Annotated in this window: 16 protein-coding genes and 1 pseudogene; 12 read left to right on the top strand and 5 right to left on the bottom strand. The window is 63.1% G+C overall.

Going from position 1 to position 21,752, the window contains the following annotated elements; translation table 11 throughout:
• Positions 1-180: 180 nt before the first annotated feature.
• The 3 genes and pseudogenes from P5205_02855 to P5205_02845 all read right to left on the bottom strand — a co-directional run bounded on the left by P5205_02855 (position 181) and on the right by P5205_02845 (position 3,930).
• Positions 181-2,484 (bottom strand): hypothetical protein, encoded by a 2,304-nt coding sequence (locus P5205_02855; protein ID HSA09287.1) that lies wholly within the window; start codon positions 2,482-2,484, stop codon positions 181-183.
• Positions 2,485-2,854: 370 nt separating this feature from the next.
• A complete protein-coding gene (gene tnpA, locus P5205_02850; protein HSA09286.1) occupies positions 2,855-3,307 on the bottom strand; it encodes an IS200/IS605 family transposase in 453 nt (150 codons plus the stop codon).
• 148 nt (positions 3,308-3,455) lie between these two features.
• Positions 3,456-3,930 (bottom strand): annotated as a pseudogene (locus P5205_02845) (hypothetical protein).
• A 446-nt stretch (positions 3,931-4,376) separates the two neighbouring features.
• Here P5205_02845 and P5205_02840 point away from each other — a divergent pair.
• Entirely contained in the window at positions 4,377-5,678 is a 1,302-nt protein-coding gene (locus P5205_02840; protein ID HSA09285.1) for an O-acetylhomoserine aminocarboxypropyltransferase/cysteine synthase, read from the top strand.
• Between the two features lie 82 nt (positions 5,679-5,760).
• Entirely contained in the window at positions 5,761-7,611 is a 1,851-nt protein-coding gene (locus P5205_02835; GenBank protein HSA09284.1) for a homoserine O-acetyltransferase, read from the top strand.
• A 106-nt stretch (positions 7,612-7,717) separates the two neighbouring features.
• Here the strand turns inward: P5205_02835 and P5205_02830 are convergent, their stop codons facing one another.
• Positions 7,718-8,425: a cytidylate kinase-like family protein gene (locus P5205_02830; protein ID HSA09283.1), complete on the bottom strand. Its 708-nt coding sequence runs from the start codon at positions 8,423-8,425 to the stop codon at positions 7,718-7,720.
• 684 nt (positions 8,426-9,109) lie between these two features.
• Between P5205_02830 and P5205_02825 the strand changes: the two genes are divergently transcribed.
• Positions 9,110-11,275, top strand: coding sequence for an Ig-like domain-containing protein (locus tag P5205_02825; GenBank protein HSA09282.1), 2,166 nt, complete (start codon positions 9,110-9,112; stop codon positions 11,273-11,275).
• Positions 11,276-11,323: 48 nt separating this feature from the next.
• Here P5205_02825 and P5205_02820 read toward each other — a convergent pair whose 3' ends face one another.
• The gene (locus P5205_02820; protein ID HSA09281.1) at positions 11,324-12,493 is read right to left on the bottom strand and encodes a hypothetical protein; all 1,170 of its coding nucleotides are present in this window, start codon (positions 12,491-12,493) and stop codon (positions 11,324-11,326) included.
• 166 nt (positions 12,494-12,659) lie between these two features.
• Here P5205_02820 and P5205_02815 point away from each other — a divergent pair, with 166 nt between their 5' ends.
• From P5205_02815 to P5205_02775, 9 genes are all read left to right on the top strand, one after another.
• Positions 12,660-14,024: a neutral/alkaline non-lysosomal ceramidase N-terminal domain-containing protein gene (locus P5205_02815; GenBank protein ID HSA09280.1), complete on the top strand. Its 1,365-nt coding sequence runs from the start codon at positions 12,660-12,662 to the stop codon at positions 14,022-14,024.
• Positions 14,025-14,303: 279 nt separating this feature from the next.
• On the top strand, positions 14,304-15,662 hold the full coding sequence (locus P5205_02810; GenBank protein HSA09279.1) for a neutral/alkaline non-lysosomal ceramidase N-terminal domain-containing protein: 1,359 nt from the start codon (positions 14,304-14,306) through the stop codon (positions 15,660-15,662).
• A 414-nt stretch (positions 15,663-16,076) separates the two neighbouring features.
• On the top strand, positions 16,077-16,265 hold the full coding sequence (locus P5205_02805) for a hypothetical protein (GenBank protein ID HSA09278.1): 189 nt from the start codon (positions 16,077-16,079) through the stop codon (positions 16,263-16,265).
• Positions 16,266-16,595 carry a hypothetical protein gene (locus P5205_02800; protein ID HSA09277.1) on the top strand — a complete coding sequence of 110 codons (330 nt, stop codon included), beginning with the start codon at positions 16,266-16,268 and terminating at the stop codon, positions 16,593-16,595.
• The gene (locus tag P5205_02795; GenBank protein HSA09276.1) at positions 16,592-16,759 is read left to right on the top strand and encodes a hypothetical protein; all 168 of its coding nucleotides are present in this window, start codon (positions 16,592-16,594) and stop codon (positions 16,757-16,759) included. Before P5205_02800 ends, P5205_02795 begins: the two co-directional genes overlap by 4 nt.
• A gap of 263 nt (positions 16,760-17,022) precedes the next feature.
• Positions 17,023-18,084 carry a DUF1080 domain-containing protein gene (locus P5205_02790; GenBank protein ID HSA09275.1) on the top strand — a complete coding sequence of 354 codons (1,062 nt, stop codon included), beginning with the start codon at positions 17,023-17,025 and terminating at the stop codon, positions 18,082-18,084.
• 158 nt (positions 18,085-18,242) lie between these two features.
• Positions 18,243-19,307, top strand: a complete 1,065-nt coding sequence (gene recA, locus P5205_02785; GenBank protein ID HSA09274.1) for a recombinase RecA — start codon at positions 18,243-18,245, stop codon at positions 19,305-19,307.
• Between the two features lie 260 nt (positions 19,308-19,567).
• Positions 19,568-20,305, top strand: coding sequence for a translation initiation factor IF-3 (infC, locus tag P5205_02780; protein ID HSA09273.1), 738 nt, complete (start codon positions 19,568-19,570; stop codon positions 20,303-20,305).
• Between the two features lie 90 nt (positions 20,306-20,395).
• Entirely contained in the window at positions 20,396-21,703 is a 1,308-nt protein-coding gene (locus P5205_02775) for a glucose-1-phosphate adenylyltransferase (protein ID HSA09272.1), read from the top strand.
• Positions 21,704-21,752 lie beyond the last annotated feature (49 nt).

Genomic DNA, 21,752 nt, shown 5'->3' with positions numbered 1-21,752 from the left:
CATGTGGCCATGGTGGAAGGATAATTTGAGGAGGTGGTAGCGGCTAGCCGTATTCTGGCAAAGGCGCACCATTTTTAAACGGCTGCCTGAGGCGGCGTTGGCGTCCCGCAGCAGACGCCACGGAAGCGGGCTTCCGTTCAACGGGCCAAAAATGAAGCAGGGGATCGGTTCGCCGGACGGCTATTGGAGGACAGGCGGGCCGATCGCCTCGCCCTTGCGTTGGGCCAGTTGGTCTTCCGGCAGGTAAGCGCCGTAAAAGGGGGCGTTCGCATCGAGCCAAAGATAAATCGCCCTTCTCTCCAGGTCGGTCAACTCCAGCTTCGATCCATGGCTGGAGTCGGAAAGAATGGAGGTGAGCTTGCTTTCATCGGCGCCCAGATGTCCCGGGCGTGTGGCGATCTGGCTGATGCTTTGATCGCCCCACTCGTACCAGCGGACATAGGGGCGAAGGCTCGCGTAGGATTTGACAAAGGGGCCATCCACGGCGGAAGTGAGGATGACCTTGGTGTCGGGATTGGCGTCCGAGTGGCAGGAGACGCAGCGGCTGTTCAAAATGGGTTGAATGAGGCGCATGTAACTCATGGGACGACTGCCGTCGGGGCCGGGCTCGATGCGGGAAGGCGGCCGCGCCTGGCTCAACGTTTGCCGGCGGCCCGGCGAAGCGGAGGCCGGCTCATGGCAGCCAACGCAACCGCGCTTTTCGCCCGGTTGCAGGTAAAGGACGCTGCGCATGCCTTGCACCGCCCGTCCCCCGGCATCCACAGCCTGCAAGTACAAGGGTTTGCGGGCGGGTGCGCGGAAATAGGCGGAACCATCCGCCTCCACCGGGACGGAACCCAGGAACATGCGGGCGCTTTCCGCGTTGGCGTAGCCGATGCGAGGTTGATTGGCCACGTGACTCCCGGTCTTGGGCAGGACCTGGAAGATCCGCAGCTGCGTCACTGTTCGAGAGCGGGGAAGGGACGCCAGGCTGTGATTCACGTCGGCAAGCATGAGTTCTCCCTCATCGCCGAGCGTGGCATCGGCGACTCGAGGTATGACCGGCGGTTTGGCGCGAGCGCCCAAAGGAGTGGGGTACATGCAGGAGATCTCCGGATCGCCGTAGAGCAGTTCCAGGTTCCCCCAACGGTCAAAGTAGTAAAGACCGGTGCGGGAATCCTGATCCACTTTCGGCCCCATCCCGGGCAGCGGCGCGAAGCTGAACGAGACCAGGTACCGGTCTTCTGACAAAGGCCAGGGACTGTGGAAATAGCTCGAAGGCCAGCCGGGCGCCTCCGGGAAACAGACTTCGGGGGTGAGCCTTTCTATCGCGTCCAAAGAGTCTTCGCCTGACTCAGCGTCCAATTGAGCCCGCCGGGGGTCCAGCAACACCAGCGATCCCCCGACAGCGGCATGATGGGCGCCGGCAATAAAAGCAATTTTGTGGGATCCCGGGACCGGCCGCGGCTGGTAACAGGCATTGATGCGCATGGTGTAGTTGCCAAACAGGCTCACCGTCCCGGTGCCATCCGGGTTGGTCAGCCATAGCCCGTGGAAATTTGCCGCCGAGCGATCCACATAATCCCAGCGGGTGTAAATAATGCGGCCATCGGCGGTCACAAACGGATGCCATTCATTGGTTTCATGGAATGACAGGCAAGTGACTTCGCCCGTGGCCAGGTCAAGTTTGTGCAAGGTATAAGCGGGCAGCGGCTCCCACACACCATGGCAGCGGCCAAAGCCACCGCGACGGCTGGAGATGAATGCCAGCGAGCCTTCGGGCAACGGGCAGGGATCGAAATTGTCGTCGGTCCCGTCCGTAAGCTGGCGCAGGCCGGCCCCATCGGCTCTCATCTCAAACAGTTGGAAGCCGCGGCGGTTGGGAGAGTAGAAATCCGGTTTCCGGTCCGCGCGCGCGGCAAACGCGAAATACAGGGTGTTGCCGTCATAAGAGCCCGCCAGGGTGGCGAAGTTGCCTTTGGGCAATCGTGATTGGACCAAGTCCACGGTTTCGAAGGATTGCCCCGGTTGCGGGAGAAGGTAGATGCCGCCGCCGGCGATGTCGGCATAGTCATAGAAATACCCCAGATACTCATGCAGCATCTGGCAGATGAAGCGTTTTCGCTTCATGAAGGCCAGTGGTTGGGAGCTGACCAAAGGGTGAGACAGCGCGATCTGGCGGCATAGCCAGCGCACCTGGTGGTAACGCGCCAGCCTCTCCGATGGCTGCCACTGCGCCATTTCACTCGCATTCCGGGTTAACGCCTCAACCTCGGCGAGGGGTGGCGGCTGAACGCGGGGGCCATTTCTTTCATTGGCCACCAAGGCATCGAGTCGTGTCAGCGCGGCGCGCAAGGCTGCCGTGTCTTGCGGCGTTCGGCCCCAGCGCTTTTCCTGGCGGGCCCAATCGGCTTCAACGCGCTGACGATAGGCGGGGTCCTCGGGTGCCGGAGCAAGGGCGCAAACCAGCGCGGGGCAGGAACAGATGGCTAAGAGGACAAACAAAATGCCGCTGTGTCTTTGCCGCAGCCAGGCCATTTGGACAGCAGTCTTCAGGTCGTGCCGCCCTTTCAGGGCTTGCGGGGGTGGGGCGGGATACCCAGGGCGTTGCCCTGGGCTTTCACATTCGGCCCCGTTGGGGCCAGCGAATACGGCGGCGCGGGAAGATGAGACGGATGCGGCAGCAGCGCGACAGGGTGAGGGGGATGCGGTAACGTGCCAAGGTGAGGCGGATGCGGCAGCGCGGCAAGGTGAGAAGGATGCGGTAGCGCGGCGAGGTGCAGCTGCCGCAACGCGGCAGGATGAGACAGCCCAGGGCAACGCCCTGGGAACGAAGCCATCACACCAATCAAGCCCTGAAAGGGCGAAACGGGGCTCAATCCCACACATAACGTTCATCGTATGCGACGCCGTATTTTTGGAGCAAACGCCGGTATTCCTCCTGGAACGTCACGACCCGGTGATGCTCGGCCTGATGGCCAATGTATTCCTCAAGCGCCGTGCGGTGGGAAGGGCTGATCGAGAAGATGCCGTAGCCTCCCTGCCAGTGAAAGCGGGCGTAGCGATCCGCCTTCGTTTTGACCCATTTGGATGAGCCGGTCTTGATCTCCTGCACCAGATCGGCGGGCGAACAGGTGCGAGGCATGGCGATCAGCAGGTGGATGTGGTCGGCGACGGAGCCAGCCTTGAGCAGCGTCCCGTTTTGGTTCGCCACGATGCCGCCGATGTAGGCGTGGAGTTCACCGCGGATGTCATCGGGCAGGACCGCCTCCCGGTTCTTGGTGGAGAAGACCAGATGCGCGAGGATTTGGGCGAGGGATTGCGGCATGTGGTTACGCCCCTTCAGGGCTTAAGCATGTGGGTCAGTTTCCCAGGGCGTTGCCCTGGGCTGTCACAGGATGCCCCTTCGGGGCAGGGGTGAGAGGATTCATAATTGGTTCGGCAAGAGGCCGTGGATGGGGCGGGGTCGGGATGATTCATCGTGTTGCCTCCTGCGTAATGACGGCCAACTCGCCCACCGTCATGGGGCGGTAGGTCCTGGCGGGCGAGAATATGTCGTGCTTGCCGAGCTGGGCGAAGAGCGAGTCTTGCGCGCTGAAGGCGGAGGAAAGGGTCAGGTTATCGAGGCGGAAGTCGCGCCGTTGGAACTTCCCCTTTCCGAGGCAGCCCCACTCGGCGACGATGATCGGCTGGCACGTGTGCCTACGCATGGACGGGGAGCCGCCGTGGGTGGCAGAGGGTTTGCAGCTTTTGCGGCCTTCGGTGCGCGTGCGCATGGCGAGGGCGTCGCCGTGGATGAGGTTCTGCGAAAGCACGAAGGACGCGGCGCGATAGAGGTCGTCGGCCGGATCGAGTTTCAGGTACTCGGTTGAGCATGGCCTCGCCCATCCACGGGAGCGTGAAGACCTCGCCGTGGTCGGCGACGCGTTGTTTGAACTTCACCAGGCTCATGACCAAATGCGGCGGGAGAGTATCCCGCAGGCAGGGTGGTGTCGAGGCGTGAGCGGCAGGCGAGGGAGAAGACTATATCATAGGACGTTCTTACCCAGGGTGGCGCTGGTTCAGCGGCTGACGCTCTGCATAGTCACACTAAATCGCTTGGGGATTCCCATCCGCGTGCGGAACCGGTGTGATGCGGCGGGGCTGTCGGTGCCGGGAGGGGGCTCTTTGGCCCGCGGAATCGCTGCAAGTCATTCTTCAACAAGCACTTATACTGGTTTTGCGGGGTGTTTGGGGGCGCGTTGGCCTAAGTCAAATAGGCACAATGGGTTAAGCTATTGAACCTACGGTGTGGATACGGTGTGGATACGGTGCGTATACGGTGTGGTTCCCATGCGCGCCGGGCGGGCAGGGCTGCCTTGCTTAAACACAATAAGTGGTTATCATACACAGCATATATGAGTATTTCATCCAAGAACCTCAGCACGCAGGCATTGCATGCCGGCCAGGTTCCTGATCCGACGACCGGGGCACGTGCCGTGCCGCTTTATCAGACCACATCGTTTGTCTTCAAGGACTCGGACCATGCGGCAAACCTGTTCGCCCTGAAGGAGTTCGGGAACATCTACACGCGGATCATGAACCCGACGACCGACGTGTTCGAGCAGCGGATCGCCGCGATCGAGGGCGGCACCGGCGCGCTGGCGGTGGCGTCCGGGCAGGCGGCGAGCACGCTGGCGTTGCTGAACATTACCCAGGTGGGCGACGAGATTGTGTCGGCAAACAACCTTTACGGGGGCACCTACCAGCTCTTTCACTATACGCTGCCCAAGATGGGCCGGACGGTGAAGTTCGTGGACTCGCAGAAGCCGGAGGCGTTTCGGCAGGCCATAACGCCGAAGACGCGGGCGGTGTTTGCGGAGACGATCGGCAACCCGAAGCTGGACGTGCCGGATTTCGAGGCGCTGGCGAAAATTGCGCATGGGGCGGGCGTGCCGCTGCTGGTGGATAACACGGTCGGGGTGGGTTTGGTGCGGCCGATTGATTATGGCGCGGACGTCATCGTGAGCTCGGCGACGAAGTATATCGGCGGCCACGGCACGTCCATCGGCGGGGTGATCGTGGACGCGGGCAAGTTCAAGTGGGACAACGGGAAGTTCCCGGAGTTCACGGAGCCGGACCCGAGCTACCACGGGCTGAAGTTCTGGGACGTGTTCGGCAATTTCCCGGGCCTGGGCAATGTGGCCTATATCATCAAGGCGCGGGTGCAACTGCTGCGGGATATCGGCGCCTGCCTGAGCCCGTTCAACGCGTTCCTGTTCCTGCAGGGGCTGGAGACGCTGCCGCTGCGGCAGCGGCAGCATTCGGAGAATGCGCTCGAGGTGGCGCAGTGGCTCAAGCAGCATCCGCTGGTGAGCTGGGTGATCTACCCCGGGCTGCCGGACAACCCGAACTACAAGCTCGCGGCCAGATACCTGAAGCGGGGCTTTGGCGGCATCCTGGGTTTCGGCATCAAGGGCGGCCTGGAAGCGGGCCGGAAGTTTATCAACTCAGTGCAGCTGTTTTCGCACCTGGCGAACATCGGCGACGGCAAGAGCCTGGTGATTCATCCCGCGTCCACCACGCACCAGCAGTTGAGCGCGAAGGAGCAGGCCGAGACGGGCGTCACGCCGGACTACGTGCGGCTGTGCATCGGGCTCGAAGACGCAGCGGACATCAAAGCCGACCTTGACCAGGCGCTCAAGGCCTCGCAGAAGTGAAGAAGCGTCCCGCGCCGGAGTGTGGCTTGGAGCGCGCCCGCGCGCGTTGCCAACGCGGGCTGCTTACGCCAGAATGACCGCCGTGAGCCAGAACCCGTTCGAGAGCAGTGACACCACCCGCCACGCCAAGCCGTTGCGTCACGCGCGGTCGGCGAAGCTGGAGGAGCCTTTGGCACTGGAGCTGGGCGGCCAGCTGGCCGACGTCGTAGTTGCTTACGAGACATACGGCGAGCTGAACGCCGCACACGACAACACGGTTCTCGTTTGCCACGCGATCAGCGGTGATTCGCACGTGGCCCGGCACGACGAGCAGGACGATCCCGGCTGGTGGGATATCGCGGTCGGCCCGGGCAAGACGATTGATACCGACCGCTATTTCGTCATCTGTCCCAACCTGCTCGGCGGCTGCCGCGGCACCACAGGCCCCGGCAGCATCAACCCCGCCACTGGCAAGCCTTACGGGCGCAACTTCCCCACCATCACGGTCGGCGACATGGTGGAGGTGCAGCGCCGATTGCTGGTCAAGCTGGGGATCCACCAGTTGCTCGCCGTTGTGGGCGGTTCGCTCGGCGGGCATCAGGCTTTGACGTGGGCAACCCGTCATTCGGACCGCGTGCGGGGCGTGGTGGCATTGGCAACTTCCGCGCGGCTGACCAGCCAGGCACTGGCCTTCGACGTGGTTGGGCGCAACGCCATCCTCCGGGATCCGCACTTTCACGGCGGGCAATACTATGACCGGCCGCAGGGCCCCAAGGTGGGGCTGGCGCTGGCCCGGATGATCGGGCATATCACTTACCTCTCTCGGGAGGCCATGCGCGACAAGTTCGAAGCCGACCGCCTCAAGCCGCGGGACGTGGCGATCGAGTTCGAGAAGCGCTTTTCGGTCGGCTCCTATTTGGGTTACCAGGGAGCCAAGTTCGTCGAGCGCTTCGACGCCAACAGTTACCTGACGCTCTCGGTGGCGATGGACCTGTTCGACCTCGGCAGCACCCCGAACGAGCTGGCGGCGGCGCTCGCCCATTCGCGCGCCAGGTGGCTGGTGGTCAGCTTTTCCAGCGACTGGCTGTTCCCGTCCGACCAGTCGCGCGACATCGTCAATGCCCTGATTGCCAACAATGCGCCCGTCAGCTACTGCGATGTGCAAAGCAGTTGCGGCCATGACGCCTTCCTGCTGCCCAACGACTTGCCGGTGTATGGCGAATTGACGCGGGCCTTCCTGGACCATCTGGCTCCCACACCCAGCGGGCGGACGGCCGTCGCAGACGAGGGGCACGGCCCAACCAGCATTTTCCACCAGCACCGGCTGGATCATAAGCGCATTGCCGAGTTGATTCCGCCCGGCGCCAGCGTGCTGGATTTGGGCTGTGGCTCCGGCACCTTCCTGGCCGGGCTGCGGGAGACCAACCACCGCCGCGTGGTGGGCGTCGAGTTGGACGAGCAGAAGGTTCTGAGCGGCGTCCGCCGCGGGCTGGATGTCATCCAGGCCGACCTGAACCAGGGCCTCGGCGCCTTTGCCACCGGGCAGTTTGACTGCGTCGTCCTGTCTCAGACGCTGCAGGCGGTGCAGGACGTGGAACGCGTGCTGACGGAGATGGTGCGCATCGGCCGCACCTGTATCGTGAGCATTCCCAACTTCGGCTATCACCGCCTCCGCACGATGCTGGCTGAGACGGGGCGAGCGCCGAAGTCTGCCGGTGTGCTGCATTACGAATGGTATAACACCCCGAACATTCGCTTTTTCACCATTGCCGATTTCGAGGACTTCTGCCGCCAGAAGAATTTCCAGGTGCACCGGCGCATCGCGTTGGATACCGAAGCCAGGGCCGAGGTGTTTGAGCATCCGAACCTGAACGCTGACCTGGCGATCTTCGTCATCAGCCGCGCGGATGCAGCAGCCGAGCGGGATGTGGCTGAGCGGTCGGCACCCGGCTGAGGCAGCGGGCCCGGCCCGTTCTTGACGCGGGCGGAGGCGCCCTCCCAACCCCCTTATGCTTCACCGCCGCGGCGCAAGCCGAGTGGCGGACGGCGCGGCGCGCTGGTCACGCGTGGTTAACGATGGCGTCGCCGATGATGCGGGCCGCCTCGTCGCAGGCGATGCTGTCAGTATTGATAATCAAGTGGTACTGCAGCGGATCGTCGGGGTTCATGCCAAAGTACTTTTTCAGGTAGCGCTTGCGGCCGCGATCTTCCCGGCGGATGATGTCCAGCGCGGCTTCCTTGCTTATACGGTTCAACTCCTGCACATGCTTCACGCGCTTCTCCAGCGAGCCCACGATCCGGACATGGAAGACGTAATCAAGCCTGGCGGTAATGACTGTGGCGCCGCGTCCAATGAGGATCACGTTGCCCAGCTCGACCAGGCGCAGGATTGTGTCCGTGGTCTGGCGCACCAATGTCCAGGAAGGGGGGTGCAAGCCGAGCAAGTCGTCCACGGTGTCTTCCAGTTCGGATACCCGGTCTTCGGGCATGAATCCGGCCAGGCGCTGGGGGAGATTATGATCCTCCAGGACTTTCTCCACCAGGTTGCGGTCGAAGACGGTCCAGGGGCAGGAGTCTTTGGGGCTGTGAGCCTGCAGGTGGGCAGCGAGCTTCTCTGCAACGATGTGCGCTCCCGAGCCGGTCTGGCGCGACATCGTCACGGCGCGGAAGGCCAGGCCAGCCCTGGGGGGAGCAGACCGTTTGCGCGAGGGTTGCAACTGGCAGTTAAGGAAACTTAAGGCACGGTCTAAACCAGGTTGTGTTTGCATAATTGCTCGTAGTTTCAGTCGTTTACTACCATCCCCACGCACCGACATTCCGGTCCTTCGGGTCGAGTCTAACGTAATTTACGCTACCTGCAAGGCTTAACCAACTCGCCCGGCATGAACTGAGCCGGCATATTTGCGAGCATTATCGAAACCGACCGGCTCAGCAAGTCCGCGTTGCCCGGGGGCGCTTGGGCACCCCAATCTTCAGCGATGGCAGGGCGGTTTCGCCGTAAACCGCCGTCTCCCGGCGCTCTCGGCGAGAGCGCCCAACCTTCACCAATCGGCATGGAGCGGAGCCACGTGCTGAGCATCTGCTCTTTTCCAGGACACGCTGTCTGAAAACCTGCCCGCCCGGGCCTGACTGGGCGGGGTGGTTTGAGTGTATTCCAGCAAAGTTCAGTTCGCTGCGCCAGTCCGGGGTAAGGGGTGTTTATGCGTAAATGCACTTGATTCAATGGGTTATTGCATAGGGTGTGCTCCATCAATCCCGGTTCCGGCCATCCTGACAGACAGCCCTCGGGGCGGGCTGCCGATCGGTTGGCAGCGTTTATGCATTGCCGGGCGCGTAGTATGTTGTGCTTAGTATCTTCACCTCGTGGGAGGCGCGCGGTTCTCACATCCATTATCCTGGGCTCTTGCTTTGCCCTAACACCGCTGGCCTCTGAAGCCGCCGGGGTCGTCACATTGGCCTGGGACAAGAGTCCCAGCACGAATGTCATCGCTCAATACAAGGTGTACTATGGTGTGGCCAAGAACACCTACACCAACTCTGTCTCTGCAGGCACGAATCTCACCGTGTCTGTCTCCAATCTGGTAGTGGGCGCAACCTATTATTTCGCGGCCACCGCGGTGGACACCTTCGGCCTGGAGAGTGATTACTCCACTGAGGTGTCAACGCAGATCATTCTGCCGAACCAGGCGCCCACGCTGAACGCCCTGGCCAACGTCACCATTAACGAGAGCTCCGGCCTCCGGACCGTTAACCTGAGCGGTATCAGTTCCGGGGCGACTGGCGAATCCCAAACCCTTGTCGTCACCTCCTCCTCCAGCAATACGGGCCTGATACCGAACCCAACGGTGAATTACACCAGCCCCAGCGCCAGCGGTTCAATCTCTTTCACCCCGGTCCCGTATGCTTATGGGTCAGCCGTCGTTAGCGTCACTGTCAATGACGGCGGCGCGAGCAACAACATCGTGACTCGCACCTTCACCGTCACCGTTAACCCGGTCAACCAGCCTCCCACGCTCAACAACCTGGCCAATGTCACGATTAACGAGAATGCCACCCTCCAGACTGTCAACCTGACCGGCATCGGCACCGGCGCGGCCAACGAGTCCCAGACTCTTACCGTCACTGCCACCTCCAGCAATACGGGCCTGATTCCGAACCCAACGTTGAGTTACACCAGCCCCAACACTAGCGGTTCGATCTCCTTCACCCCGGTCGCCAACGCCTATGGCGTTGCGACTATTACCGTCACCGTCAATGACGGTGCCTCGAGTGACAACACTGTGACCCGGACCTTTACCGTCACCGTCAACTCGGTCAACCAGGCTCCCACGCTCAACACCCTGGCCAATGTCACGATTAACGAGAATGCCACCCTCCAGACCGTCAGCCTGACTGGCATCGGCACCGGCGCGGCCAACGAGTCCCAAACGCTCAGCGTCACGGCCTCTTCCAGCAACACAGGCCTGATTCCGAACCCAACGGTGAGTTACACCAGCCCCAGCGCCAGCGGTTCAATCTCCTTCACCCCGGTCGCCAATGCCAACGGCGCCGCGACCATCACCGTCACCGTCAATGACGGCGCCACGAGCAACAACATCGTGACCCGCACCTTTACCGTCACCGTCAACTCGGTCAACCAGCCTCCCACGCTCAACAACCTGGCCAATGTCACGATTAGCGAGAATGCCACCCTCCAGACTGTCAACCTGACCGGCATCGGCACCGGCGCGGCCAACGAGTCCCAGACGTTGGCGGTTACCGCCACCTCCAGCAACACGGGCCTGATTCCGAATCCGACAGTCAGTTACACCAGCCCCAATGCTAGCGGTTCAATCTCCTTCACGCCCGTCGCCTACGCCAATGGCGCGGCCACTATCACTGTTACCATCAATGACGGCGGCGCGAGTAACAACATCGTGACCCGCACTTTCACCGTCACTGTCACCCCGGTCAACCAGCCTCCCACGCTCAACAATCTGGCCAACGTCACGATTAACGAGAATGCCACCCTCCAGACCGTCAGCCTGACCGGCATCGGCACCGGCGCGGCCAACGAGTCACAAACATTGGCGGTCACCGCCACCTCCAGCAACACGGGCCTGATTCCGAACCCAACGGTGAGTTACACCAGCCCCAGCGCCAGCGGTTCAATCTCCTTCAGGCCGGTCACCGACGCTAACGGCTCCGCGACCATTACCGTAACCGTGAATGATGGCGGTGCCAGCAATAACATTGTCACCCGCACGTTTACTGTCACCGTCAACCACGTCAATGAGCCGCCGACCATCTCCGCTATCGCCGACCGGATGATTGCGGCCAACACCTCCACTCCGGCTATTGCCTTCACAATTGCCGACGCCGAGACCTCGGCCGCGAGCCTGGCGGTTTCCGGCAGCTCGGACAACACCAGCCTGGTGCCCACCTCGCGCATCGTTTTTAGCGGCAACGGCGGCAATCGCACCGTAGTCATCACGCCCACCACCGGACAGACGGGCTCCGCCAATATCACCATCACTGTCAGCGACGGCACCGACACGGCCAACCGCGTCTTCCAACTGACCGTGCGCTCGCGGCCGGCGGCGCCCGGCAACCTTCAGGTCGTTGGCACGCAGCCCTAGCGTAGAGCGGCTGTTGTCCTCCTGACCCCGGCAATCCCGGGCGGCGATTCACCGCCCGGGATTTTGCTTTAAGCCTGGTGTCCGCGAGCCGCGCAGCAGCGCGCCGGGCGCCAGCCGCTCCGCGTGCGAGAGCATCCCCCAGGTCATCACTTCCCACACCATCAGGCGTGAGACATTCGGATCGCCGTCTTTCAGCAGCAGCTTGCCGATGTACTCCAGCTCGCCGTCTGCAGCCGCCCTCACCCCGCGCCACCGCGGCGACCGACCGGCAAACCCGTACATCAGGTAAGGCAGCCCCGCCAGGTCCACGTTCCGCTCGGTGTAATCGGGCACATCCGCCCCGCGCGTCTTCTGGTTCTTCGCCATCCACTCCAGCGCCAGGTCAACCTGCCGCCCGGCGGTCTGATAGCTCCCGCTGTCCGGCGCCAGGTGCTTCCACCCCGCCAGGTAGAGTTCGAAGCAGTAGAAGATGGTTCCGGATGGCCGCTGCTGAAACGTGATGGGTTTCAGTTCGCGGAAATCCTGCCCCAGCAGCCAGTTCATCGCGCCCCTGGCCACCTTCAGATACTTCTCCTCCCCCGTCTCCTCATAGAGAATGAACGCCGTCGTCCCGAACGTCGCGCTCGAACACCACCATTGCCCCGCATACTCCGGCCACAAGCCGTTGCTGATGCCCCCCTCCGGCCCGACGTAGTTGTCCATGGCCAATTGCGCGAACGCCTTCACCGACCGCAGGTAGCGTTCCCTGTCCGCCGTCCCCGCGCAGCGCGTTGCCGTCGCCAGCACCCCCGCGGCCACCGACCCGCTGTCCGCCAGGTTCCATTGCCCCTGGTCCTGGCCCGGCGCCCGCCCGTGGTTCATGTAATACGCCCCCCTCGGAATCATCCGGTTTTGATATGCGATCATCCGGTCCGACCACCGCCGGCACGCGTCCAGGTAAGCCCGCCGGCCCGTCAGGTCATAAGCCACCGCCAGCGCCCGCACCGCGTGCGCGTCCTCGAAGAACGGCATGTGATGCGTCGCCGGGTCGGCATTCGTCCGGCTCGTGAACCCTGTAATCTCCTTGTTCAACTCGACCGTCGCCAGGTCGCAGAACTTCAGGAACCGGGCCTCGAACTTATCTCGCAGCCCGTCCTGCGCTCCTGCCTCGGCGGCCGATCCGCTCCCGCACGTAAGCGAGATTGCCAGGGTGCCGCAAATCCATAGAACTCGTTTCATCCGGAGCATCGCATCACTTTCTTCTCCGCCCAATCTCGCAGGCTTGTGGTCGCAGCGCCAACCAGAAAGTGCCGCCGTGCCCTGCATCCGGCAGCTAAAGGCATCATGGCTGTCCCTTTCTACGCCGGACTTGCTCGCATCGCCCGGCCCGGAGTAGGCTTCGCCGATGCCAGCAAATAACCATCTCCCGCGACGCCTCCTCATTCCGCTGCTGCTGCTAACCTTCGGTGCGCTGCCCGCTCTGGCTGCCAAAGAGACTTTCTACGCCGTCGGCGCCGCACAGGTGGACATCACGCCGGACTATCCGATCCGCCTCAACGGCTACGGGGCGCGGGTTAAGGAATCCGAAGGCATTGACCAGCACATCTATGCCCAGGCCCTGGCGATCGGCAGCAGCAAGCGGAGTTTGGCGATCGTGGTGACCGTGGACAATGTGGCCGTGCCGGCCCATTTGCGCGAGGAAGTCGCCGCGCGCCTCGCCAAGAAGGCCGGCCTGCGCAATGAGCGCTTTGCCCTCTGTTCCACCCACACCCACACCGCCCCGATGCTGACCGGCTCCTGCCCGAATATCTTCGGCGCGGACCTCCCGCCCGACCAGCAGGAACGAGTTGACCGCTACACCATCGAGCTGACCGACAAGCTGGAACAAGTGGCCCTTGCCGCGCTCAAGGCCCGCCAGCCCGCCACACTGGCCTGGGGCCAGACCAAAGCCGGCTTCGCCGCGAATCGCCGCACCAAGGACGGCCCGGTGGACCACGACCTCCCTGCCCTCGTCGCGCGCGACAAGTCCGGCCGCGTCCGCGCTCTCTTCACCAGCTACGCCTGCCATTGCACCACGCTCGCCGACACTCCCAACCGCATCTGCGGTGATTGGGCCGGCTACGCGCGCGAGCACCTCGAGGGGGATCATCCCGGCGCCATTGTGCTGGTCGCCCTGGGCTGCGGCGCGGACGCCAATCCCAACCCGCGCACCGGCCTCGAGTTCGCCACGCAGAACGGCAACGCCATCCGCACCGCCGTCAATGAACTCGTGCGGCGGCCCCTGTCCCCCCTCCGGCAGAAGCTCGCCTGTCAGACCAAACCCATCTCCCTGGCCTACGACACCCTGCCCACCCGCGAGCAGTGGACCGCGCTGGCGCAATCAGACAATCATTGGATCGCCTACCATGCGAAGAAGAACCTGGCCCGGCTCGACCGTGGCGAGAAGCTGCCTACCCGGCTGCCCTACCTCGTCCAGACCTGGAACTTTGGCCAGGAGCTGGCGATGGTGTTCCTGCCCGGCGAAGTGGTCGTGGACTACTCGCTGCGGCTGAAGAAGGAATATGACCCGACCCGGCTCTGGGTGAACGCCTACGCGAACGATGTGCCCTGTTACATCCCCTCCAAGCGCATCTGGCGCGAGGGCGGCTACGAGGGCGGCGACGCGATGATTTACTTCGACCGCCCAACCCGCCTGGTTGAGGGGACGGAGGAGCTGATTGTCTCCACCGTTCACGAGCTGCTCCCGCCCGCATTCCTCGCCCCAAGATAAGTTCCGAGGTCGCAGCTGCCGGGGTCAGTCGGTGCTCCCCTCCAGGTCGGGACGGCGAGCGTCCCCGCGAGCCCTGGTATCCCTGGCTTTCCATCGGTATTTGGATTAGCACACGCACTGGCAGCCCGCGCCCGGCGTCCTGGACTGCGGTGGCAAGCGCAGCGCGACACCGCTCTTGCCCCACCCGTGCGCGCCTCCGAACACCCCTGCTTGACTGCGATCCGCCCGGGCTTGCCCGGCGTGCCGGCTCCGGGATACACTCCACCCGTGCACCATCTCATGCCACGCCTCCTCCTTTCGCTCCTGTTTCTGTCCCTCAGCCCGCTCCTCTCGCACGCGGCCCGGCCGGTTTACTACTCCGTCGGCGCGGCGCGGGTGGACATCACGCCGGACTACCCGGTCTGGCTCAGCGGCTACGCCGCGCGGCAGAGCGAACACGAGGGGGTGGACCAGCGCATTTACGCCCAGGCCCTCGCCATCGGCAGCAGCCGGAGGACCCTCGCCCTGCTGATCACCGTGGACAACGTCGGCGTGCCGGCCGCCGTGCGCGACGAGATCGCCGCCCGTCTCGCCAGGAAGGCCCGTCTGCGCAACGAGCGCTTCGCCCTCTGCTCCACCCACACCCACACCGCGCCCATGCTGGCCGGCTGCCTGGCCAACCTCTTCGGGAGAGACCTCCCCTCGGATCAGCAGGCCCGGGTAAACCGCTACACCCGGGACTTGACCGACAAGCTGGAGCAAGTGGCCTTTGCCGCTCTTCAGGCCCGCCAACCCGCCACGCTGGCGTGGGGCCAGACCAAAGCCGGCTTCGCCGCCAACCGCCGCATCAAAGACGGCCCGGTGGACCACGACCTGCCCGTCCTCGTCGCGCGCGACAAGTCGGGCCAGGTCCGCGCCTTGTTCATGAGCTACGCCTGTCACTGCACCACTCTGGGCGCCACCCCCAACCGTATTTGCGGCGATTGGGCCGGCTACGCCCGCGAACACCTCGAGCGCGACCACCCTGGCGCAGTGGCGCTCGTCGCCGCGGCCTGCGGAGGCGACGCCAACCCTCATCCCCGCCCCGGCCTGGAATTCGCCCAACAGCACGGCAACGCCATCAGCACCGCCGTCAACACCCTCCTTCAGCAACCGCTCACTCCCCTGCGCGATAAACTGACCTGCCAGGCCAAACCCATCGCCCTGCCCTTCGACACCCTCCCCACGCGTGAGCAATGGATGGCACAGGCGCAATCCAACATCCAATACGTCGCCTACCACGCACAGAAAAACCTCGCCCGGCTCGACCGCGGCGAGAAGCTGCCCACTGAACTCCCTTACCTCGTGCAGACGTGGAACTTCGGCAAGCAGTTGGCCCTGATATTCCTCCCCGGCGAAGTCGTCGTTGACTACTCCCTGCGCCTCAAGCGGGAATACGACCCCTCGCGCCTCTGGGTTAACGCCTACGCCAACGATGTTCCCTGTTACATCCCCTCCCGGCGCGTCTGGCGCGAAGGCGGCTACGAAGCCGGCTACGCCATGATCTACTACGACCGCCCTACCCGCCTGGCGGAGCAAACCGAAGACCTGATCGTCTCCACCGTTCACCAGCTCCTGCCGCGCACGTTCCGCGCCCCCGGCCAACCGCCCCAGCCGTAGCCGGCTACGGCGATGATACGGCGCCAATCCGGCGTGACCACGGTGTGTATCCCATGGGGGTCGGGCCCCATGGGATACACACCGGGTAATAACGGGTGTCTCAGCGTTGTCACACCGGCATTTCCGGCTGTGGGGAGTGCACTCGGGAACCACCACTGTCTCAAAAATGGACACAACACCGATTTCTATCGGAGCGGCCGTCCGGTACAGGACTATGGAATGGCAGTAGCTATTGCGCTTCAGTTAGCGGGTCATTGACCGTAGGAAACCCTGCGCGACGCACCCGTTCCGACTGCTTTACTCTTGTCGTGCCTTGGCCCTTTCCTGGTGCAATTCCGCCCAGGGTGCGTTAGTCTCTCGCCGCCCAACGAACCGATGGACGAGACAAGTCATCAATAAGAATCCGAAGCAGCCATGAAAGCCACGCTGGCAGTCATTAACGGGATGCAGGCCGACGGCGTCATTGACCGCTACGCCATTGGCGGAGCCGTGGCGGCGACCTTTTATGTGGAACCCTCCGCCACCCTCGACATTGATATCTTCCTCTCCTTCAAGGATGGCCCCAGCCATTCGTTGCTCACACTTGGCCCGATTTACGACTAATTGACTGCCCGCGGTTATCAAGCCCAGGGAGAATACGTGATCATCGAAGGTTGGCACGTTCAGTTCCTTCCTCCCGGCGACGCTTTGGGTGAAGAGGCGCTCGCGCAAGCGATCGAAACCCGGCTCGATGATGTCTCGACCTGGGTTATGACCGCCGAGCACATGGTCGCTCTGGCTCTCCAAGTGAGCCGCCCCAAGGATTGCACTCGCATCCTCCAATTCATCGAAGCCGGAGTCATTGACGCTGACAAGCTCGACCAAATCCTGGCCCGTCATGGCCTGCTTGCCAAGTGGGAGAAGTTCGGTGATAAGTTCCTGCGGGACTTATGAATGACTGGATGCGCCGAGTGTTGGAAAGCAAACGCGAGACGCGAAAGCGCCTGGCCGCGCTCCCCTTTTCCGAGAAGGTCATTCTGCTCGAAAAGCTCCGTGACCGCAGCCGCTTGATTGCCTCCAGCCCGCTGCGACGGCAGCAGCCGCTTCGCAGGAGTTAGCCGCAAAGGGCTTCGGGAATTGCGGGGTGCGTGCGAAACGAAGCGGGCGGTTTGCCGCGCCGGGCTTCTCGCATTTGATGGGGCCGTAAGCCCTTCAGTCCTGGGTGGGGCCGCCTCGCCGAGGCGGCCAAACGGTGGCGCTTGCGGCGAAAGCGCCCTGCCAGATTGAGGGATTACATGGGGCCCAAACATTCCTTTCCTCCACTCCGGCTAATGGCTAAGCTGCCAGATCACATGCAGTCCAGATACCAATGACCTACCATATGAATACCGCCAGACCTATTCTCTCCAGGATTACGCTTAATCTTGCCCTTTTGGGTGCCTTGTCATGGGCGAGCGGCCCGGCCTGCCTGGCCCAACCTGACCCGAACTGGATTGATCACGACCGCAATCGCCCCCAACCGCCCGTGGTGGCCCCGGCTACCGCCAGCACACAGGACCAGGCCGGCAAACCGCCCTCCGATGCCACCGTGCTGTTCGACGGCGGGAACCTCTCGCAATGGGTCAGCATGGACGGCAGCCCGACCAAGTGGATTACCCGCGACGGCTACATGGAATGCGTCAAGGGCAGCGGCTACATCCGCACTCTCCAATGCTTCGGCGATTGCCAGCTTCACGTCGAGTGGGCCACGCCGGTGCCGGGCGAGGGCAAGGGCCAGGGCCGCGGCAACAGCGGCGTCTTCCTGGGCCTGACCCGCTATGAAATACAGGTCCTGGATTCCTATGAGAACACGACCTACGCCGACGGCGGTGCCGGCTCAATTTACGGCCAATACCCGCCGCTGGTTAACGTTTGCCGCCCGCCGGGACAATGGCAGACCTACGACATCGTTTACACCGCCCCGCGCTTCGACGCGGAGGGCAAGCTCATCTCCCCAGCTTACATGACCGTGTTCCAGAACGGCGTGCTCATCCAGAACAACGTCGAACTGACCGGCCCCACGGACTGGCTCGATCGGGCCCCCTATCAGCCCCACCCGGAGAAGCAGCCCATCTCGCTGCAGGACCACGGCAACCCGGTCCGTTTCCGCAACATCTGGGTTCGTGAACTCGGCAAGCCCGGCAAGAAGGAGTTCATGCTGCCGAATGCCCGGCTCGACAGCTATGCGGGCAGCTATGATCCCATCGAGATCGGCCGCGAGGGAAGCCAACTGACCGCTCGCTTGGGCAGCCGCAAGTTCCTGCTGTTCGCGGAGTCTCCGACGAAGTTCTTCGCCAAGACCACCGACGTGCAAATCGAGTTCCCCGGCGGCGGCCAGGGCAAGCCCGACCGGCTGATCTGGTCAGTCGGCGAGGGCGCCAACGAGGCGAAGCGCACGAAGTAAACGCCAAACCAAAGCACCGGCCCGTTCAACAAAAGCGGAGCCCCGGTTGTCCCCGGACGTTTACCGAAGCGCCAAAGTGGCATTTGACTGATCGCGCGGGATTGCTCAATATGGCCCGCGCTTGCAACTCAGGCTCCAAACCACATTAATGCACACATATGCCTCCCAAGACTCCTGACAAATCCGCTGCCGCCGACACGAAAGCCGCCGAAGCCGCCAAGGTTGCCGCGACCCGCCAGCGGGACCTTGACGCCGCCCTTTCCGCTATCACAAAAGCCTACGGCGACGGGAGCATCATGCGCCTGGGCGACGCCCGCGCGCTGAGGCAAATCGAGGTCATCCCCACCGGCGCGCTGGCCATGGACCTGGCGCTGGGCGTCGGCGGCATCCCGCGCGGGCGCGTGGTGGAAATCTTCGGCCCCGAATCCTCCGGCAAGACCACCTTGATGTTGCACGTGATCGCCAACGCCCAGAAAGCGGGCGGACTGGCCGCGTTTATTGACGCCGAACACGCCCTCGACCCGGTCTACGCCAAGCGGTTGGGCGTGAACCTGGATGATCTGCTTGTGTCGCAGCCGGACAGTGGCGAGGAAGCCCTCTCTATTTGCGAGACCCTCGCCCGGTCCAACGCGCTGGACGTCATTGTCATTGACTCCGTGGCGGCCCTGGTGCCCAAGGCCGAACTCGAGGGTGAGATGGGCATGGCCACGATGGGCATGCAGGCGCGGCTGATGAGCCAGGCGCTGCGCAAGTTGACCGCCATTCTGGCCAAGGCCAAAACCACCTGCGTCTTCACCAACCAGATGCGCGAAAAGGTCGGCGTGATGTTTGGCAATCCCGAGACCACGCCCGGGGGCAAAGCCCTGAAATTCTACGCGAGCGTCCGCATCGACATCCGCCGCCGGGACACGCTCAAGGACGCCGCCGGCAACGCGGTGGGCAACCACGTCAAGGTGAAGATTGTGAAGAACAAAGTGGCCCCGCCCTTCGCCGAGGCCGAGTTCGACATTATTTACAATCACGGCATCAACCAGGAAGGCAGCATCCTTGACGTCGGCGTCGAATGCGGGGCGGTCGAGAAGAAAGGGGCCTGGCTCCAATTCGAGGGCGAGTTGATCGGCCAGGGCAAGGACGCGGCGCAAAGGGCGCTGGCGGAGAAGCCGGAGCTGGCGAAGAAGATCGTCAACGCGATCATGGCCCGCCGGGCTGCCGCCCCCGCGTAGCCGGTTCAGGGCGCCGCCAAGCGCTGTCCATCGGAGTGCCGGCTCCCTCCGGCCGGGGCCAAAGGAGCCACTGGGATTGCCTGGCCGGTTCCGCGTTCGCCGCGGCCCGCTGGCATTTTGGGGGCTGTTTGAGTGGTGCAATTAACTGCTTGCCATCCTGGCGCCCAGGAGTTAATAAGGGCGTGTTATTTATAGCGGTCAAAATGTTGTCATGGTTCAGGCAATAGCTGCATGAATAAGCCCCTATCGAGGAGGGCGTCTTGAGTCGCCCCTTTGCTTCACGTCGCGCTCCTGCCGGTCCGTTCATCAGGGTTAATGGGAAAATTCGCGCCCGCGAGGTCCGGGTCATCGGGACCGAAGGCAACCAGCTCGGCGTCTTCTCCCTGGGGGACGCCCTAATGCTCGCGCGGGCCGGCGGTGTGGACCTGGTTGAGATCGCCCCGACCGCCAACCCGCCCGTCTGCCGGCTCGTGGACTACGGCAAGTTCCGCTTCGAACAAGCCAAGCGCGACAAGGATTCCAAAAAGCACCAGCACGCCAACAAGGTCAAAGAGGTGCAGCTCAGTCCGAAGATTGATCGGCACGACCTGGGCGTTAAGCTGCAGCGCGCCATTGAATTCCTGTGTGAGGAAATGAAGGTCAAGGTCACGCTCAAGTTCCGTGGCCGGGAAATGGCCCACACCGAGTATGGCTTCGAGGTTATCCAGGATTTTCTGACCGACATTGCCGCTTACGGGCATCCCGACTTTGAACCCAAGCTGGTCGGGCGCGGCATCCACGTCATGATTTCCCCCCTGCCGCGTAACAAGCGGGCTAAGGCCCCCCTTCCGGGCGAGGTTGCACTGTCCCCCCCCTCTCCTCCAGCCCCGGCGCGCGGCGCAAACAGGTTGCCAGGCCAGCCCGTGCAGATCGAGCGGGCCGCCAGCGCGCCGCAAGACGAGTCCAGGACCGAAGGGTTCAAGAACAACCCGTTTGCCGAACTCGACGTCAATGGCTAACCTTGACAACGCACTTCGTCCGAACCGCAACCGGCCCCGGCTGGCAACCGCGGCTGCCCGGATATGAAGTAAGCCGGACCAGGACTCGCCATGTCCCACACCAGCCGCCAGACCGCCAACACCAGCCATGTGCTCTCCGTGATCATGGGCGGCGGGCAGGGCACGCGCCTGTTCCCGCTCACCAAGGAGCGCGCCAAGCCGGCGGTGCCGCTGGCCGGCAAGTACCGCCTGGTGGACATCCCCATCTCCAACTGCATCAACTCCGGCCTGCGGCGCGTCTATCTGCTTACCCAGTTCAACTCCGCCTCCCTGCACCGGCACATCGCGCAGTCCTACAAGTTCGACCATTTCACGGGCGGGTTCGTCGAGATCCTCGCCGCCGAGCAGACCTACGCCGATACCTCGTGGTACCAGGGCACCGCCGATGCCGTGCGCAAGAACATGATTCACTTCATGAATCATGAGTGGGATTACCTCCTCATCCTCAGCGGCGACCAGCTCTACCGCATGGATTTTCGCCAAATCATTCAACAGCACGCGGAAACCGCCGCCGACATCACGGTGGCCACCATTCCCGTCGGCCGGCACGCGGCCCAATCGCTGGGGATCATCCAGGTGAATGCCGAGCGCCGCATCACGCGCTTCGTGGAGAAGCCCAAGGATCCGGCGGTGCTGGATTCGCTCAAGCTGCCGCCGGACTGGCATGGTCCGCTGGGCATCGAGGGGGAAGGCGAAATGCTGCTGGCCTCCATGGGCATCTACGTCTTCAACCGCGACATTATTCGCCGCCTGATGGACAACAAGCTCACCGACTTCGGCAAGCATGTCATTCCCAACGCGATCCAGGACCTGCGCGTGTTCTCCTATGTCTTCCAGGGCTACTGGGAGGACATCGGGACAATTCGCGCCTTCTTCGAGGCCAATCTCGACGTGACGAGCGAGCTGCCGCGCTTCAACTTCTTCGACATGGCCGCCCCGATTTTCAGCCGGCCGCGCTTCCTGCCCGGCTCAAAGATCAACGGCGCCCAGATTGACCACGCCGTGATCTCGGACGGCTGCATTCTGAACCGCGCTGTCATCGCCCACAGCATCATCGGCCTGCGCAGCAGCGTCGGCGTCGGCACGGTGTTGAACCGGGTGATCCTGCTGGGCAGCGACTACTACGAGTCGCTCGAATCCATCCAGGAGCACGAGAAGGCCGGCAAGCCGCGCATCGGCATCGGCGCCAACTGCCGCATCGAGAATACCATCGTGGACAAGAATGCGCGCATCGGCGACAACGTGATCATCTCCCCGGCGGGCAAGCCGGAAAAGGTGGACCATCCGAATTATTTCATCCGCGACGGCATTGTCATCATCCCCAAGAACGGTATCATACCGCACGGAACAGTGATCTGACCCCCGGCCTGACCCGTAGGTTTCTTCCCTCTGCCCGCGCAGCCAGCCC

The organism is Candidatus Paceibacterota bacterium, assembly GCA_035452965.1.
In the GTDB taxonomy this organism is placed as follows: Bacteria; Verrucomicrobiota; Verrucomicrobiia; order Limisphaerales; family UBA8199; genus UBA8199.
This window is presented reverse-complemented; position numbering and strand designations above follow the sequence as displayed.